We start from the raw sequence: 16,380 nt of genomic DNA on the forward strand, positions 1-16,380 counted from the left end.
GACGTCATCCCGAAGAATGAGATCGGGTCCGCGCGCACCTCAGATCTTCTTCTGCCACGCGCCCGCGTACGACACGGGCACGAAGCCGATCGCCTCGTTGATGCTCAGCATCGGTCGGTTCTCCTCGGCGTTGAAGGTGGAGACGACGGTCGAGAGAGGCATGAGCTCGCGCCATCGGAGCAGGTTCGCGCACTTCACGATCGTGCCGAGGCGGTGCCCTCGGTGCTCCTTGCTGACCAACGTTCCGAACTGATGGGTGACACCGGTGCGATCCGCGGCGATGAGCAACTCGTTGTAGGCGACGAGCTGGCCGCTCGGCACATGTAGCACGGCGGCCACGGACACCGTCTGACCCGCACCGAGAAGTCGCGCTTCGCGGCGGACGACGCGGTCCGCGTCCCAGTGTTCCTCGGCGAAGTCCATGTCGCCGCTCGGGGCATCCGTGGAAAGACGTGCGAGCACGGCGGCGAAGCCGTCCCGCCACTCCGGAGGCGTCGGCATGTTCCACTCGACGATGCGGTAGTCCGGCCCGGCGAACGCGCTCGCGTCCGCCAGAGCATCGCGGAGCGGGCGGACGTCGCTGTGCAGGTCATACTCACTGTTGCGCTCGACCTGTTCCAGCGAGTAACCATGGTCCTCGGCGAGCTCGGAGAGCGGGGTGGCGGGGATGCGTCCCCATCCCGTTCGAGGCACGAGCATCCGGTCGGCTTCCACGGGACGGTGGAGACTCCAGATCTGCAGGACGGTTCGCCCGTGAGCGCGTGCTTCTTCTTCGGCGCGGTCGAGCAGAGCGGCCTCGACGCCGAGCCCCCAGTGCGCTTGCGGAACCAAGAGGTCGATCTCGGCCGCATGGGCTTCGGCCTCCTGGGCGAGTGTGACCGTCACCATGCCGACGATCTCGTCATCGATCCGTGCCACGAACCCACGGTCGAGCGCGTCGCTGTCGTCCTGCCAGTTCGGCAGCATCTGCGCGGCGTCCGGGGCGAGATCGGGGAGTCCCACCTGCTCGTCGCACACGAGTCGGTTGAGGTCTCCGTACGCGCGGAACTCCGCGGCGTCGTCGGCATCCAGGGAGACCGGCACGATCAGCGGTGTGATGGTCGGTTCGGTGGTCTTCATGTCAGTTTCTTTCGTGCAGGTGCTCAGGGTGATGATCGAGGCCGGGCGTCTACGGGATTCGACGTTCGCGCCACGAGGAGACGGAACCTCTGTGCGCGCCCGCCCGCGGACTACACGGGCGGGCGCACTCAGAGGGGGACGGTGCTGCGGAGGGCGACCGCTGAATCGCGGCGTCAACGCATTCCGCGCTGCATGTCATACGTCAGCAGTGCGTACGATTCCGCTGCCGAACGATGACGCTGCTCACCGAGCAGGAACATGTCTGCCGGATCGATGCGCAGGCCGCGACGCGGACGTCGGGGGCGCTGCGCCCTCTGGAAGAGCCAGAGGCCGATCCGGAGGGAGAGACGATCGGCGAGCGACAAGCGGCGCAGTTCGTCGGGGCGGGGGATCTGGAGGACCTCGCGGTCCTCGGTATCGGGCGGGTGGATGTCGCTGCGATGCAACGTGGTGTTCACGATGGTTCCTTCGAAAGGGATGGTGGTGATGGATGCGGAAGCACCGCGCGCCGACAGCGGAGCGGTCGGGAACGATGCGGAGGAAGCGTGGGTCGGCGGATGCCACGGAGCGTGGACGCCATACGCGGAGAGGAAGTCGTGATCTGCGGTGCAGATCAGCAGACGGGGCGCGGAAGAGCCGGCCGGAGAGGGCCCACTACGGGCCCGAGATCTCGGGGTGCGGTTCTACGAGAGAGCGCTGATGCGGACGCCGGCGGTTACCGAGAACGCAAAGCGCGGCGCAAAATGCGCGGGCGCGGCGAGGCCAGTGGCCTGTGCGTTGAGCTGAGTCGTAATCATCGGTAACCTCCTTTCGTGTGGCGATCCGGAGGACACGGTAGCGAATCCGCGCGGCGGACGTCAAGCACCTGCGGTTCTCCTCGGCGTGTCGCGCGGTTCCCGAGTTCTCCCACCGTCCGCGCGGGATGAGGCTCCAGGCCCGGAATTCCGGTAGCGTAGCCGCGTGATTCTCCCCGGACGAGCGGCGCCCCCATGCATCTGAAGAGCCTGACGCTCAAAGGGTTCAAGTCGTTCGCGCAGCCGACCAGCTTCGTGTTCGAACCCGGCGTCACCTGCATCGTCGGACCGAACGGCTCGGGCAAGTCGAACGTCGTGGACGCGCTGGCCTGGGTGATGGGTGAGCAGGGTGCGAAGACACTGCGCGGCGGCAAGATGGAAGACGTCATCTTCGCGGGTACCTCGACGCGCGGCCCGCTCGGTCGTGCTGAGGTGCAGCTCACGATCGACAATGCCGACGGTGCCCTGCCGATCGAGTACGCGGAAGTGACGATCAGCCGCACGCTGTTCCGCAACGGCTCCAGCGAGTACGCGATCAACGGCGAGGGATGCCGACTCCTCGACGTGCAGGAGCTGCTGAGCGATTCCGGACTGGGCCGGGAGATGCACGTCATCGTCGGTCAGGGTCGCCTCGACACGGTTCTGCAGGCGTCACCCGAGGATCGTCGAGGGTTCATCGAGGAAGCCGCGGGAATCCTCAAGCACCGCCGCCGCAAGGAGAAGACTCTCCGCAAACTCGACGCGATGGAGACCAACCTCACTCGGTTGAGCGATCTCGCCGGAGAGATCCGCCGGCAGCTCAAGCCGTTGGGGCGTCAGGCAGAGATCGCCCGCGAGGCGCAGACGATCGCCGCCGTCGTGCGCGACGCGAAAGCCCGTATCTTCGCCGACGACGTGGTCGCACTGCGCGCCGCGCTCGCGGACCACACACGCACCGAGCAGGAGCGTCACACCGAGCGTCTGGTGCTCTCGGATCAAGCCGAGACGGTGCGCGCGAACATCGCGCGGCTCGAACAGGATCAGAACTCGGTCGCGGTCGATCAGGCGCGCAGCGTGGCGTTCGGGCTTGAGCAGGTTCAGGAGCGGATGCGCGGGCTCTACACCCTGGCGAATCAGCGTCTCGCTCTCCTCGGCACCGACGATGACGACGCCGCGGTCACTGCCGTCACCGTGACACAGGCCACGATCGACGAGGCGAAGGACGAGATCGACGCGATCTCCGCCGGGCTCGGGGATGCTCAGGACGCCGCGGCGGCTGCCAGCCGTGAAGTGGTGCACGCCAGAGCGGAACTCGACGCGCTCGACGTCGACATCGCCGAGCAGAGCGCCCTGGTCTCCGAGTACGACATGCGCCTCTCCGCCTTGCGCGGGACCGCAGATGCCGCAGCCTCAGCCCTCGCCGCAGTGCGTGGCGCCGTGCTCCGCCAGGAGAACGCGCTCGAGGCCGCGAACGCACGCAGGCGCGAAGCCGCCGACGCACTCGACGCGATCGACGACGCGGAAGCTCCTGAGGGCACGGCCGTCGAACATGCCGCCGCGTACGACAGTGCGCAACGGGCAGCGACCGCCGCGGAAGCGGAGCGTGAGACCCTGCGCGAACGTCTGCACGCTGCCGAGCGCGAGGTCGATGCGCTCACGGCCAAGGCTTCGGCGCTGAGCAGTGCTCTGGCGTTGTCCGGTGGGGCGGCGGAGATCGTCGAAGCGGGCGGAAAGGGTGTGCGGGGACTCGTCGGAGACGCTGTGCAGGTCCGAACGGGTTTCGAGGCGGCCATCGCCGCGGTCCTCGGTCCGCTCGCGGAGGGCGTGTTGATCGACTCCGTGGACGACGCCTTCGCGTCGGCGAAGGAAGCGGCGGAGCAACGCAGGGGAGTGGTGGACTTCGTCATCGCGAATGCGGTCCGTGGCGACGTCGCGACTCCGACGATCGCCGGAGTCACGCCCGCCGTCGATACCGTGACAGCGCCCGACGGCATCCTCGGCGTGCTCTCGCATGTCCTGATCGCGGACGACCTGGATTCGGCGCGATCGGCGCGGACAGCGCTCGATGTCGCGGGTGACACGGCGACGACGATCGTCACGGTGGCCGGTGACGTCCTCACCGCGCAGACCCTGCGCACCGGTTCCGGCGGAGAGCGATCCCGTCTGGAACTCGCCGCCGAGCGGGATGCCGCTGCCGAACGTCTCGCGGAGATCCAGATCGTGGTCGACTCGCTTCGTGAGGCCCGCCGCGACGCCGAGGAGGCTGTCGAGACGACCAGGCGTCACGCGAAGGACGCCCTGCGCGCACTCCGTGAACACGATGCTGCTCTCGCCACGCACGCCGAGCAGCTCAACCGGGTCACGGTGCGCCATGAGTCCGCCGTCGCCGAGTGCGAACGCCTCGAGACCGGTTTGGCACAGGCGCAATCCGCCGTCGCCGAGGCCGAGGCGAAGGCCGAAGCAGCGAAGACGGCGCTGGACGATGCCATCGCGACGCCGAGGCCGGTGCTCGACGCTTCCGCGCGCGACAGCCTGCTCGAGGCGCTCGAGGTCGCTCGCGAGGGTGAAGTGCGGGCGCGGCTCGAGATCGAGACGCTGCGTGAGCGTGTGCGTGCAGCGCAGTCCAGGGTGGTGTCTCTGGAGCGCCAGCGTGAGCATGAACGCGATGCGGCGGCGGAGGCGGCACGGCGAGCAGTCATCCGTCGCGCGCAGCGCGAGGCGGCCTCGGGGGTGGTCGAGGAGCTGCCGCGCATCCTCGACTCGCTGGATCGATCGGTGACGGAGGCGCGTCTCGCCCTGGCCGAGGCCGAGACCGCGCGCTCGGCGCAGAATCAGGAACTGGTCGGCTTGCGCGCGCAGGAGAGTTCCCTGCGAGAGCGCCTCGCCGGGCTCACCGAGAGCGTGCACGGACTCGAGCTGCAGATCCACGAGAAGAAGCTGCATCTGAACAGCCTGCTCGAGCGCGTCTCCTCCGAGCTCGCTCTGGAAGAAGATATTCTCATTGCAGAATATGGTCCTGAACAGCTTGTTCCGCGGGATCCCGGTGCAGAACCCGCCGAAGCAGGGCACGACGACGACACGGCGATTCCGTTCGACCGCCGGATTCAGCAACGCCGAGTCGCGGAGGCGGAGCGCAAGCTCGCACAGCTCGGCCGTGTCAACCCGCTGGCGCTCGAGGAGTTCGCCGCGCTGGAGCAGCGGCACGCCTTCCTCACCGAGCAGCTGGCAGACCTGACCCAGACGCGCCAGGACCTCCTGACGATCATCACCGATCTCGATGAGCGGATGCAGACGATCTTCGCGAGTGCTTTCGAAGACACCAAGGAGGCATTTGGTCAGGTGTTCCCGCTGTTGTTCCCCGGTGGAACCGGCAGCATCTCCCTGACGGATCCCGACAACATGCTGACGACAGGCATCGAAGTGTCCGTCCGCCCTGTGGGGAAGAAGATCGAGCGACTGTCGTTGCTCTCGGGAGGCGAACGATCCCTGGCGGCCGTGGCGCTGCTCGTCGCGATCTTCAAGGCGCGCCCGAGTCCTTTCTACATCCTGGACGAGGTCGAGGCGGCGCTCGACGATGCGAACCTGGGGCGATTGCTGACGGTGTTCGAACAGCTGCGGGAGAGTTCTCAGCTGCTGGTGATCACGCACCAGAAGCGCACGATGGAGATCGCCGATGCCCTCTACGGCGTCTCGATGCGGCAGGACGGCGTCTCCGCTGTCGTGGGTCAGCGTGTCGGCGACCGGGCGGCGGCGGTTTAGGGGCGCGTACGGGCTTGCGGGCGGAGCATCCACTCGCACAACCCGTAGGCTGGAGTGATGGCGGAGAAGTCCTGGTCTCTTGGTCGCGCACTGCGCGGCATGTTCGTCAAGCCCACCATCGATGAGACGACCTGGGAGGACCTGGAGACCGCTCTCCTGACGGCCGACTTCGGCCCGGGCATCAGCGAACGCGTCGTGGATGAGCTGCGTGCGAAGGTCGAGCGGTACCGCACCACCGACCCCAAGGATCTCCAGCGGATGCTGCGGGAGACGTTGGAGGAGCACTTCGCGAAGTTCGACACGACGCTGAAGCTCACCGAGCGTCCAGCTGTCGTCCTCGTCGTGGGCGTCAACGGCGTCGGGAAGACGACGACCATCGGCAAGTTCACGAAGTTCCTCCGTGGCTATCAGCGCAGTGTCGTGGTCGGCGCGGCCGACACCTTCCGCGCGGCCGCGGTCGACCAGCTCGCCACCTGGGCGCAGCGCGGTGGAGCCGCGATCGTGCGGCCTCAGCAGGAAGGTCAGGATCCGGCATCCGTCGCGTTCCAGACGGTCGAGTATGCCAAGCGCGAGGGCATCGAGATCGCCATCATCGACACGGCCGGGCGTCTGCACACCAAGGACGGCCTCATGGACGAGCTCTCGAAGGTCCGGCGCGTGATCGAGAAGCAGGCGCCGATCAGCGAGGTGCTGCTCGTGCTGGACGCCACCACGGGCCAGAACGGTGTCATGCAGGCCGAGGCCTTCCTCGAGCACGCCGGCGTCACCGGACTCGTCCTCACCAAGCTCGACGGGTCGGCCAAGGGCGGGTTCGTGCTGGCGGTGCAGGAGCGCACCGGTATCCCGGTGAAGCTGCTCGGACAGGGCGAGGGGATCGACGATCTGACCGGTTTCACCCCCCATGTGTTCGTCCAGTCGTTGGTCGGTTGATGACGGGACTACCGCAGTGAGCACGAGGCTGGTTTCATAGCGTTATGGCGATCGAACACGACTACTTCGGACTCCTGTCCTCAGGCCCGGACGGCTCGATCTTCTGGTCGGAGACCGTGGAGCTCGGCGACCAGAGTGTCACCGTCGATCTGACCGCTCCGGATCAGGACGACGTTTCCGCGGATGCGCTCGACATCGCCGCCTCGCTCATCGCAGGCCTCGAGAGCGTCGACGACACCGCCCGGCGTGGCATGCTCGCCGAAGTCGATGACCGCACGAGCGAGGTGACCGAGTACATCCTCCAGCAGCAGGAGACGTACGGCGACGATCTGCCGGATGTCCTCGTCGATGTCTCGGGCGACGCCGCCGTCGACATCATCCGATCGCTCCGGTTGATGAGCATGACGATCCTCGCCGATGAGCACGGAGGCTCTGAACCGTTCGCGGTGCTCGAGTATGCGCTCGACGACAGCTCGACGGACGACGTGCTGCTCGTGAATCTCGGCTCGGACGGCAGCGTTCAGTCCGTCATGAGCGCGGACTGATCCGCTGCCCGGACGGGGTCCGGGCAGCGTTCAGGTCAGACGGCCTGCGCGAATCCGAGGTCTGCGCTTTCGGCGATATGCGCGAGGTGTGCGGGGATCTCGCGTCCCTTCGACGTCATGGACTGCGCCCAGAGTCGACCGGCGCGATACGACGACCGCACGAGGGGACCCGCCAGAACACCGAGGAAGCCGATGCGCTCGGCCTCCTCCTTGAACTCGACGAACTCGGCCGGCTTCACCCAGCGTGAGACCGGGTGGTGGCGTGGTGTCGGCCGCAGGTACTGCGTGATCGTGATGATGTCGCATCCGGCGTCGTGCAGATCGTTGAGCGCCTGCACCACCTCTTCGGGTTCCTCACCCATCCCGAGGATGAGGTTGGACTTCGTGATCAGTCCGGCGTCCCGAGCCTGGGTCAGGACGTCGAGCGAGCGCTCATAGCGGAACGCCGGCCGGATGCGCTTGAAGATGCGGGGCACCGTCTCGACATTGTGCGCGAACACCTCAGGGCGCGCGTCGAAGATCTGCCCCAGGAACGCCGGATCGGCGTTGTGCTCGTTGGCGAGCAGCTCCACACCGGTGTGCGGGTTCAGCTCATGGATCTTGCGCACCGTCTCGGCGTTGAGCCAGGCGCCGGTGTCCGGGAGGTCGTCGCGGGCCACGCTCGTGACGGTGGCATACCGGAGGTTCATCCGGACGACGCTCTCCGCAACCCGGCGTGGCTCGTCGGTGTCATAGTCGGCGGGCTTGCCCGTGTCGATCTGGCAGAAGTCGCAGCGGCGGGTGCACTGGGAGCCACCGATGAGGAAGGTCGCCTCTCGGTCTTCCCAGCACTCGTAGATGTTCGGGCAGCCCGCCTCCTGGCAGACCGTGTGCAGGTCCTCGCTCTTCACGAGCGAATGCAGCGCCGTGTACTCCGGGCCCATCTTCGCCTTCGTCTTGATCCACTCCGGCTTGCGCTCGATCGGTGTCTCGGCGTTGCGGATCTCGAGGCGGAGGAGCTTGCGACCCTCGGGGGCGGCGGTCATGCGAAGGCTCCTGTCAGTTCGGTGGTCGTGTACTCGGCGAGGAAGGCGCGGGTGACGGCGTCGACGAGGTCGAGGGGCGGGACGGCGGACCCCACCACCTCGCTCACCGTAGTGACGCCGGCATCGGTGATGCCGCACGGGATGATGCCGCGGAAGCCGGCCAGCGAGTTGTCGCAGTTGATGGCGAAGCCGTGCATCGTGACCCCCTGCTGCACGCGCACTCCGATCGCCGCCACCTTGTCCTCCGAGAGTGGCCGGCGTACCCAGACCCCGCTGCGGCCCTCGACCTGATAGCCGTCGACGCCGAAGGGGCGCAGCACGTCGATCAGGAGGCGCTCGAGACGGCGCACGTGCGCGACGACATCGATCGGCTCGGGGAGTCGCACGATCGGATAGCCCACGAGCTGCCCCGGCCCGTGCCAGGTGATCTTCCCGCCCCTATCGACGTCGATCACGGGGGTGCCGTCCTGTGGCCGCTCCTGGGGTTCCGTGCGCTTGCCCGCGGTGTAGACGGCCTCGTGCTCGAGGAGGATCAGCGTGTCGGGACGGGTGCCGTCGACGACATCGGCGTGGACGCGACGCTGAAGCTCCCACCCGTCGATGTACGGCACGAACGTCGGAGCGAACCCGGGCGTGAGGATCTCGAGCATCACAGAACCGCCTTCATTGCGTAAATGGACTGAGGACAACAATACCCCTCGGCGAGAGGGGCGGCGCTCTCGACCCGACCCCGCGATAACGTGAGGACATGAGTTCCACTGGCAGAGCCGGGCGACCCAAGGCGTCGTCGCGGGAGACCCTCGCAGAAGCAGCATGCGAGCTCTTCCTGGAGCGCGGATACGACGCGACATCTGTGGCGGACATCACGCAGCGCGCTGGCGTCAGCCGGTCCAGCTTCTTCAACTACTTCGCGTCCAAGAGCGACGTGCTGTGGTCGGGCGTCGACGAACGGATCGGACAGGCCATCGCCTCGCTGGAACAGCTCGGCAGGGCGGCGACGGGTGACGCGGTTCACGACATACTGCTGTCGATCGTGCACGATTTCGCACCGGACCCCCTTGCCTTGGCGCTGCGCAATGCCGCAGCGATGGGGGTGGAAGGCGAGCTCATCCGTGACACCGGGCTCCGCCTCGCCCGTCTGTCCGCGGCGGTGTCACGCGCGGCGTCCGCCTCGGGAGTCGACGTCATCCGTGCCGACATCCTCGGGGCGGCACACGCGGCCGCCGTGCTCTCCTCACTGCGCGTGTGGGCGGAACAGGGAGCCGGACGGGGGACGCCGGAGACGGTCCTGAGGGAAGCCCTGGGAACGATCCACGACCTTCCCTGGTCCTGACTCCCGCGCGGGGCTGAGCGACCGGCCTCGGCTCGCGTAGAATCGGAGCACCATGGCTACATTTGGCACGCTCTCCGATCGGCTCACCGAGACCTTCCGCAATCTGCGCACGAAGGGAAAGCTGACCGCGGCCGACGTCGACGGCACCGTCCGCGAGATCCGACGCGCCCTGCTCGATGCCGACGTCGCGCTCGTCGTCGTCAAGGAGTTCACCGCGAAGGTCCGCGAACGCGCACTCGGCGATGAGGTCAACAAGGCGCTGAACCCCGCGCAGCAGGTCGTCCAGATCGTCAATGAAGAGCTCGTGCAGATCCTCGGCGGAGAGCAGCGCCGTCTGCAGTTCGCGAAGACGGCACCGACGGTGATCATGCTCGCCGGCCTGCAGGGCTCCGGTAAGACCACCTTCGCCGGCAAGCTCGCGAAGCAGCTCGAGGGCGAAGGGCACACGCCTCTGCTCGTCGCCGCCGACCTCCAGCGTCCGAACGCGGTCAACCAGCTTCAGGTCGTCGCGGAGCAGGCCGGTGCGTCGATCTACGCCCCCGAGCCTGGCAACGGCGTCGGAGATCCCGTGAAGGTCTCTCGAGACGGTGTCGACTACGCACGTCGTCAGCAGCACGATGTCGTGATCATCGACACCGCCGGCCGCCTCGGCGTGGACGCCGAGCTCATGAAGCAGGCGGCGGACATCCGCAAGGCTGTCAACCCCGACGAGGTCCTGTTCGTCATCGACGCGATGATCGGTCAGGACGCCGTGAACACCGCCAAGGCGTTCCAGGACGGCGTCGACTTCACCGGAGTCGTGCTCTCCAAGCTCGACGGCGACGCCCGCGGTGGCGCCGCGCTCTCGGTGGCCTCCGTGACCGGCCGTCCGATCATCTTCGCCTCGACCGGTGAGCGACTCGAGGACCTCGAGCCCTTCCACCCCGACCGCATGGCGAGCCGCATCCTCGACCTCGGCGACATCCTCACCCTCATCGAGCAGGCCCAGCAGGCCTTCGATGAGGAAGAGGCCATGAAGATGGCCGAGAAGCTCGCGACCGAGGCCTTCACCCTCGAGGACTTCCTCGACCAGCTTCAGCAGATGAAGAAGATGGGCTCGATGAAGAAGATGCTCGGGATGCTCCCGGGCATGGGCCAGATGAAGCAGCAGCTCGACGACTTCGATGAGCGGGAGATCGACCGCACGGAGGCCATCATCCGCTCGATGACGCCGGGGGAGCGCCGCAACCCCAAGGTACTGAACGGATCGCGCCGTCTGCGCATCGCCAAGGGTTCCGGTATGACCGTCACCGACGTGAACCAGCTCGTGCAGCGCTTCGAGCAGGCCGCGAAGATGATGAAGACGGTGGCGCGCGGCGGCACCCCGAACATCCCCGGTATGGGGCCGGTGCCCGGGATGGGGCGTCCCGGCGCTTCTTCCAAGCGCGGCAAAAAGGGCAAGTCCTCCGGTGGATCGCGTTCAGGCAACCCGGCCAAGCGCGCGGCCGAGAACGCGGGGATCGCATCGTCCGCGACGCCGACCGGCTCCGGATTCGGTTTGGGCGGCGGGGCGGCTCAAGCTCCGAGCGAAGCCGACCTCGCCGAGATCCAGAAGCTCTTCGGCAAGGGCTGACTCCGCTCAGCGCGGCGCCGTGAGAGCATCCGCGGCCGTTGCATGCGGGGCGGGCGCGGCAGTGCGCCGATTGGGCCGCGAGGCCAGCTGCCCCAGCACGAGTGCGCCCAGAGTCAGGACGAGGCCGATGGCCTGGAGGGGGCTGAATCGCTCCCCGGCGACCACGACGCCGAGCGTCGTCGCGACGATGGGGGAGAGCAGCGCGAGGAGCCCCGGCGCGATGACCGGGAGCTGCTGGACGCCGCGGAACCAGAGCGTGTAGGCGACGATCCCGCCCGCCGTCCCGAGCCACAGATATCCGAGCACGGCGCTACCGTCGATGGTCTGGGGCACGCCTTCGACGATCAGTGTCAACGGCAGCAGCAGAAGCCCTCCCGCGCTGAGCTGCCACCCGGCGTAGGCGACGGGTCCGACGCCAACCGGCCGGCCCCATCGCTTCGTCAGGATCATCCCCGCTCCCGTCGCGGTGACGCCTCCGACAGCGGCGAGGATCCCCCAGAGATCCAGCTCGGCGGCGGGACCCAGGACCACCAGGGCCACTCCGCCAGCGCCGACGACGGCAGCGGCGGCGGCGAGCGGCCGGATCCGTTCCTGCAGCACGAGCGCTCCGAGGACGAGGACGATAAGCGGCTGCGCACCCGCGACCGCGGCCGCGACGCCGCCAGGGAGCCGCTCCGCGGCCAGGAACAGCAGCGGGAAGAAGGCGCCGATGTTGAGCGCTCCCAGGATGAACGACTTTCCCCACCACCCGCCGCGGGGGAGACACCTGCTGATGAGGACTGCCAGGAGCCCCGCGGGGAGGGAGCGGAGGAGCCCGGCGAACAGCGGGTGCCCGGGCGGGAGCAGTTCTGTCGTGACGAGGTAGGTCGTGCCCCATGCGATGGGGGCGAGGGCGGTCAGTAGCACCAGGGGCAGGCGGTTCATGCTTCCAGCCTGCGAGGAACAAAGTGATGAGTCCAACGCATGGTTGTCACCGCATACATGAACCGAGATCATGGAAGCATGGAACTTCAACAGCTCCGCTATGTCGTCGAAGTCGCCGAGACGCTGAGCTTCACCCGGGCCGCCGAACGGTGCTTCGTCACCCAATCGGCGTTGAGCCACCAGATCGCGTCACTCGAGCGTGAACTCGGCCGCCGACTGTTCGCACGGTCGAGTCGCCATGTGCGCCTGACAGAGTCAGGTGAGGCGTTCGTCGCACACGCGCGGCGCGCGCTTCGGTCAGCAGACCAGGCGAAAGAGGACGCCGCCGCCGTCGACGGCGTCGTGGAAGGCACGCTGCGAATCGGCGTCATCCCGACGGTGACCGCCATCGACCTCCCCGCGGTGCTCGTCGCCTACCGTGGGGCCTACCCGCTCGTCAGGGTGGAACTGCAGGTCGGGAACAGCGATGTCCTCGCCCGCAGGCTCCGAAACGACGAGCTCGACATCGCGCTGCTCGGACTGCGAGAGGGTGTCGATCCAGAGGGGGTGGAGTCGCGTGTCCTCTCTCGGGATCCCCTCGTCGCCGTCTTCCCTCGCGGGCACGAACTCGCGGATGCGGAGAGCATCGCGCTCGACGATGTCGCGGGGATGACGTTCGCGGACTTCCCGACGGCGACCTCCGGTCGTGCGCAGAGCGACGGGGCGTTCGCCGCTGCGGGCCTGACGCGTGACGTCGCCTTCGAGGCCGACTCCGCGACCCTCATCCTGGGACTCGTGGAGGCAGGGCTGGCAGTGACCCTGCTGGCGCCGGGCACCGTCGATCGCTCCGGTTTCGATGTCGTCACGGTGGAGGTGCGCGGTGGCCCTGTGCGTCTCGAATACCTCGCCTGGGACGCTGCCGCGCCACGGAACGTCGCACGCGCGTTCATCGCCGTGACCGAAGTCGCGCACTCGGCGTGACCACCTCCCGGCGGAATCGACCGTCGACCAGCCTGCGTTAGTCTGAGTCCGTTTGAGTCCGCGCCGAAGAAGTCCTTCGGCCGGTGATCGCCGGGGGGAGAGTACCGCATGGGGTTCCTGAATTTCGGTAAGAAGTCGAACGCAGCACAGCCTGATGCGGATCTCGAAGACCTCACGGTCCCGCAGGCCACCCTGCTGCGCACTCTGTTCGCGGAGAAGTGGCCTACGACAGCAGGGGCGATCACCGTGCACGGCGACTACGCCGAGGGGGACTCCGGCGCGCAGTACGGGCTGTACAACCTCGCGCGCGCCGTGAAGCTCGAACCGGAGTCGAACTGGCCGGAGGCTGTCGAGCGTCACATCTCCGGTCTGCTGAGCCGTCAGGCCGCCCCTCGCGACGAAGATCTCTCCGATGATCAGGTCCTGTCCCTCGTGAAAGCACGTCTCATCCCGTCGTCGTATCTCCCGGAGAGCCACCGTGCGGCGTACACGTACCGGCGCACGATCGTGAGCGGCCTCGAAGCGATCCTCATGCTCGATCACCCCGAGACCACGACCGCCGTCCCTGACGCGATCGTCGGCCGGTTCGATGCCGGACAGCTGTGGGCCACGGCCCTCGCGGCAGTTTCGGCGGAGCCGATCGAAGAGGTGCACACCGTCGACGTCGGCAACGGCGCGTTCCAGGCGATCGTGTCGGACTCCATGTTCACCGCGAGCCGGGTGCTCGACTTCCCGGCCCTCCTGGCCGCAGCCGGTATCTCATCGGCTCCGCACGGCGTCCTGTTCGCCGTGCCCTCACGTCATCATGTCGCGTTCCATGTGATCACCGGACCGGAGGCGATCTATGTCGTGCAGGACATGCACGGATTCGCTCAGCAGATGTTCGGACAGGGCGTCGGCGAGATCGCGACGGATGTCTTCTACTGGAGCGACTCCGGCTACGAGCAGGTGACGTCGAGCGACGAGAGCGGACGCGTCTCGGTCGACGGTACCGGCGCCTTCTTCGCGTCGATCAACGGGTTCTGACGGTTCAGCGGGCCGCTGCCGCGGAGACGACGAAGCGGGTCCGGAGTTGGACTCCGGACCCGCTTTGCTGTCACGTCAGATCACTTCACGTCGTCGTCGACCCAGTCCATCGACTTGGTGATCGCCTTGCGCCACAGGCGGAGCTGGCGGTCGCGCTCGGCCTCCTCCATGGACGGCTCCCAGCGCTTGTCCTCCTGCCAGTTGGCAGAGAGGTCGTCGAGACCGTTCCAGAATCCGACCGCGAGTCCGGCCGCGTAGGCCGCACCGAGCGCCGTGGTCTCCGCGACCACCGGGCGAACGACCGGCACGCCGAGGACGTCTGCCTGGAACTGCATGAGCGCATCATTCGCCACCATGCCGCCGTCGACCTTGAGCTCGGTGAGATCCACGCCGGCGTCCGCGTTCACGGCATCCAGCACGTCACGCGTCTGGAAGGCGACCGCTTCTAGAGCTGCGCGAGCGATGTGGTTCTTGTTCGCGTACCGGGTGAGTCCGACGATCGCGCCTCGGGCGTCGGGACGCCAGTACGGAGCGAACAGACCGGAGAACGCCGGCACGATGTAGACCCCGCCGTTGTCCTCGACCTTGTCGGCCAACTCCTCGACCTCGGGTGCCGAGGAGATGATGCCGAGCTGGTCGCGCAGCCACTGGATCAGCGATCCGGTGACGGCGATCGAGCCTTCGAGGGCGTAATGCGTGGGCTGGTCGCCCAGCTTGTAGCCGACGGTGGTGAGCAGCCCGTTCTTCGAGTGGACGATCTCCTCGCCCGTGTTGAAGATCAGGAAGCAGCCCGTTCCGTAGGTGTTCTTGCTCTCGCCCTTCTGGAACGCCGCCTGACCGAACGTCGCCGCCTGCTGGTCGCCCAGGATGCCGGCGATCGGGGTCTCGCGAAGCAGCGAGGAGTCCTCCGCCGCGCCGTAGACCTCCGAGGACGAGCGGATCTCCGGCATCATCGACCGCGGCACACCGAAGGCCTCGAGGATGTCGTCGCGCCATTCGAGCGTCTCGAGGTCCATGAACATCGTGCGCGAGGCGTTGGTCACGTCGGTGACGTGCACTCCACCGTCGACGCCACCGGTGAGGTTCCAGAGAACCCAGCTGTCGGTCGTGCCGAAGATCAGGTCGCCGGCTTCCGCCTTCTCACGGGCACCATCGACGTTCTCCAGGATCCAGGCGATCTTGGTACCCGAGAAGTACGTGGCCAGGGGCAGACCGACGATCGGCTTGAACCGCTCGACGCCGCCGTCAGCAGCCAGTCGGTCCACGATCGCCTGGGTACGCGTGTCCTGCCACACGATCGCGTTGTAGGCGGGCTTTCCCGTGGTCTTGTCCCAGACCACCGCGGTTTCGCGCTGGTTGGTGATGCCCACTGCGGCGATGTCGTGGCGGGTGAGGTCGGCGCGGCTCAGAGCCAGGCCGATGACCTCCTGGACGTTGCGCCAGATCTCGGAGGCGTCGTGCTCGACCCAGCCGGCCTTCGGCAGGATCTGCTCGTGCTCTTTCTGGCCCGTCGCGATGATGCTGCCCTTCTTGTCGAAGATGATCGCGCGGCTCGAAGTGGTTCCCTGGTCGATGGCGAGGATGTAGTCAGCCATTGTGTTCTCCTTTGAATTCAGGTCGTTCAGGCGAGGTGCAGCAGGACGGGCGCTGCAGCGGCGGCGATCGCACCACCGATGAGCGGACCGACCACCGGGACCCACGAGTAGGACCAGTCGCTGGAGCCCTTGCCCTTGATCGGGAGGATCGCGTGAGCGATACGCGGGCCGAGGTCACGCGCCGGGTTGATCGCGTAGCCGGTCGGGCCACCGAGGGAGGCGCCGATCGCGACCACGAGGAGTGCCACGGGGAGCGCGGTGAGCGGTCCGAGGCCGCCGGGGGTGCCGACCTCGATGTCGCCGTAGTCGGCGAACGCGAAGATCACGAACACGAGCACGAAGGTACCGATGATCTCGGTGACGAGGTTCCAGCCGTACGAGCGGATCGCGGGGCCGGTCGAGAACACGCCGAGCTTGTTGGCCGGGTCGGGCTCCTCATCGAAGTGCTGCTTGTATGCGAGCCACGTGACGATGGCACCGAGGATCGCTCCGACGAGTTCAGCGGCCGTGGCCGTCAGGAACATCACGAAGCTGATCTTGCCCGCGAGCAGCAGGCCGATGCCGACGGCCGGGTTGAGGATCGCACCGGAGTAGGCGGAGACGAGCACACCGGCGAAGACCGCGAGGCCCCATCCCCAGTTGACCATCAGGAAGCCGCCGCCGAAGCCCTTGTTCTTCGCGAGGGCCACGTTGGCGACGACACCACATCCGAGCAGCACGAGCATCGCTGTGCCGACCAGCTCGGAGAGGAAGTAGAGACCGAGATTCACATCAGCCAT

At 67.3% G+C, this 16,380-nt stretch carries 14 protein-coding genes; 7 read left to right on the forward strand and 7 right to left on the reverse strand.

Translation table 11 applies throughout. The annotated features are described in order from the left end of the window. Positions 1-39: 39 nt before the first annotated feature. Entirely contained in the window at positions 40-1,119 is a 1,080-nt protein-coding gene (locus L687_RS34730) for a GNAT family N-acetyltransferase (protein WP_021200442.1), read from the reverse strand. Between the two features lie 173 nt (positions 1,120-1,292). Beyond that, positions 1,293-1,577, reverse strand: coding sequence for a hypothetical protein (locus tag L687_RS34735; protein ID WP_021200443.1), 285 nt, complete (start codon positions 1,575-1,577; stop codon positions 1,293-1,295). 531 nt (positions 1,578-2,108) lie between these two features. Here L687_RS34735 and smc point away from each other — a divergent pair. The 3 genes from smc to L687_RS34750 are packed head-to-tail and all read left to right on the forward strand — an operon-like array spanning position 2,109 to position 7,126. Continuing rightward, on the forward strand, positions 2,109-5,651 hold the full coding sequence (smc, locus tag L687_RS34740; RefSeq protein ID WP_021200446.1) for a chromosome segregation protein SMC: 3,543 nt from the start codon (positions 2,109-2,111) through the stop codon (positions 5,649-5,651). A gap of 57 nt (positions 5,652-5,708) precedes the next feature. Next, positions 5,709-6,581, forward strand: a complete 873-nt coding sequence (ftsY, locus tag L687_RS34745; RefSeq protein WP_021200447.1) for a signal recognition particle-docking protein FtsY — start codon at positions 5,709-5,711, stop codon at positions 6,579-6,581. A 44-nt stretch (positions 6,582-6,625) separates the two neighbouring features. Next, the gene (locus tag L687_RS34750) at positions 6,626-7,126 is read left to right on the forward strand and encodes a DUF2004 domain-containing protein (protein WP_017830742.1); all 501 of its coding nucleotides are present in this window, start codon (positions 6,626-6,628) and stop codon (positions 7,124-7,126) included. A 35-nt stretch (positions 7,127-7,161) separates the two neighbouring features. On the opposite strand, the gene lipA is transcribed toward L687_RS34750, so the two are convergent. Both lipA and lipB read right to left on the reverse strand, forming a co-directional pair. Further along, positions 7,162-8,151, reverse strand: a complete 990-nt coding sequence (gene lipA / locus L687_RS34755) for a lipoyl synthase (protein WP_021200448.1) — start codon at positions 8,149-8,151, stop codon at positions 7,162-7,164. Next, on the reverse strand, positions 8,148-8,801 hold the full coding sequence (gene lipB, locus L687_RS34760; protein ID WP_021200449.1) for a lipoyl(octanoyl) transferase LipB: 654 nt from the start codon (positions 8,799-8,801) through the stop codon (positions 8,148-8,150). The genes lipA and lipB overlap by 4 nt, the downstream gene beginning before the upstream one ends. A gap of 98 nt (positions 8,802-8,899) precedes the next feature. Here lipB and L687_RS34765 point away from each other — a divergent pair, with 98 nt between their 5' ends. Both L687_RS34765 and ffh read left to right on the forward strand, forming a co-directional pair. Next, entirely contained in the window at positions 8,900-9,484 is a 585-nt protein-coding gene (locus L687_RS34765) for a TetR/AcrR family transcriptional regulator (protein WP_029259099.1), read from the forward strand. A gap of 52 nt (positions 9,485-9,536) precedes the next feature. Continuing rightward, entirely contained in the window at positions 9,537-11,096 is a 1,560-nt protein-coding gene (gene ffh / locus L687_RS34770; protein ID WP_021200451.1) for a signal recognition particle protein, read from the forward strand. Between the two features lie 6 nt (positions 11,097-11,102). On the opposite strand, the gene L687_RS34775 is transcribed toward ffh, so the two are convergent. After that, positions 11,103-12,020, reverse strand: coding sequence for an EamA family transporter (locus L687_RS34775; protein ID WP_021200452.1), 918 nt, complete (start codon positions 12,018-12,020; stop codon positions 11,103-11,105). Positions 12,021-12,098: 78 nt separating this feature from the next. Between L687_RS34775 and L687_RS34780 the strand changes: the two genes are divergently transcribed. Both L687_RS34780 and L687_RS34785 read left to right on the forward strand, forming a co-directional pair. After that, positions 12,099-12,980, forward strand: coding sequence for a LysR family transcriptional regulator (locus L687_RS34780; RefSeq protein WP_021200453.1), 882 nt, complete (start codon positions 12,099-12,101; stop codon positions 12,978-12,980). Positions 12,981-13,088: 108 nt separating this feature from the next. Then, positions 13,089-14,006 carry a hypothetical protein gene (locus L687_RS34785; protein WP_021200454.1) on the forward strand — a complete coding sequence of 306 codons (918 nt, stop codon included), beginning with the start codon at positions 13,089-13,091 and terminating at the stop codon, positions 14,004-14,006. A gap of 80 nt (positions 14,007-14,086) precedes the next feature. Here the strand turns inward: L687_RS34785 and glpK are convergent, their stop codons facing one another. After that, positions 14,087-15,601, reverse strand: coding sequence for a glycerol kinase GlpK (gene glpK, locus L687_RS34790; protein ID WP_021200455.1), 1,515 nt, complete (start codon positions 15,599-15,601; stop codon positions 14,087-14,089). 26 nt (positions 15,602-15,627) lie between these two features. Further along, positions 15,628-16,380: an MIP/aquaporin family protein gene (locus L687_RS34795; protein WP_021200456.1), complete on the reverse strand. Its 753-nt coding sequence runs from the start codon at positions 16,378-16,380 to the stop codon at positions 15,628-15,630.

Origin of the sequence: Microbacterium maritypicum MF109 (assembly GCF_000455825.1) — a bacterium.
Lineage (GTDB): Bacteria > Actinomycetota > Actinomycetes > Actinomycetales > Microbacteriaceae > Microbacterium > Microbacterium maritypicum_A.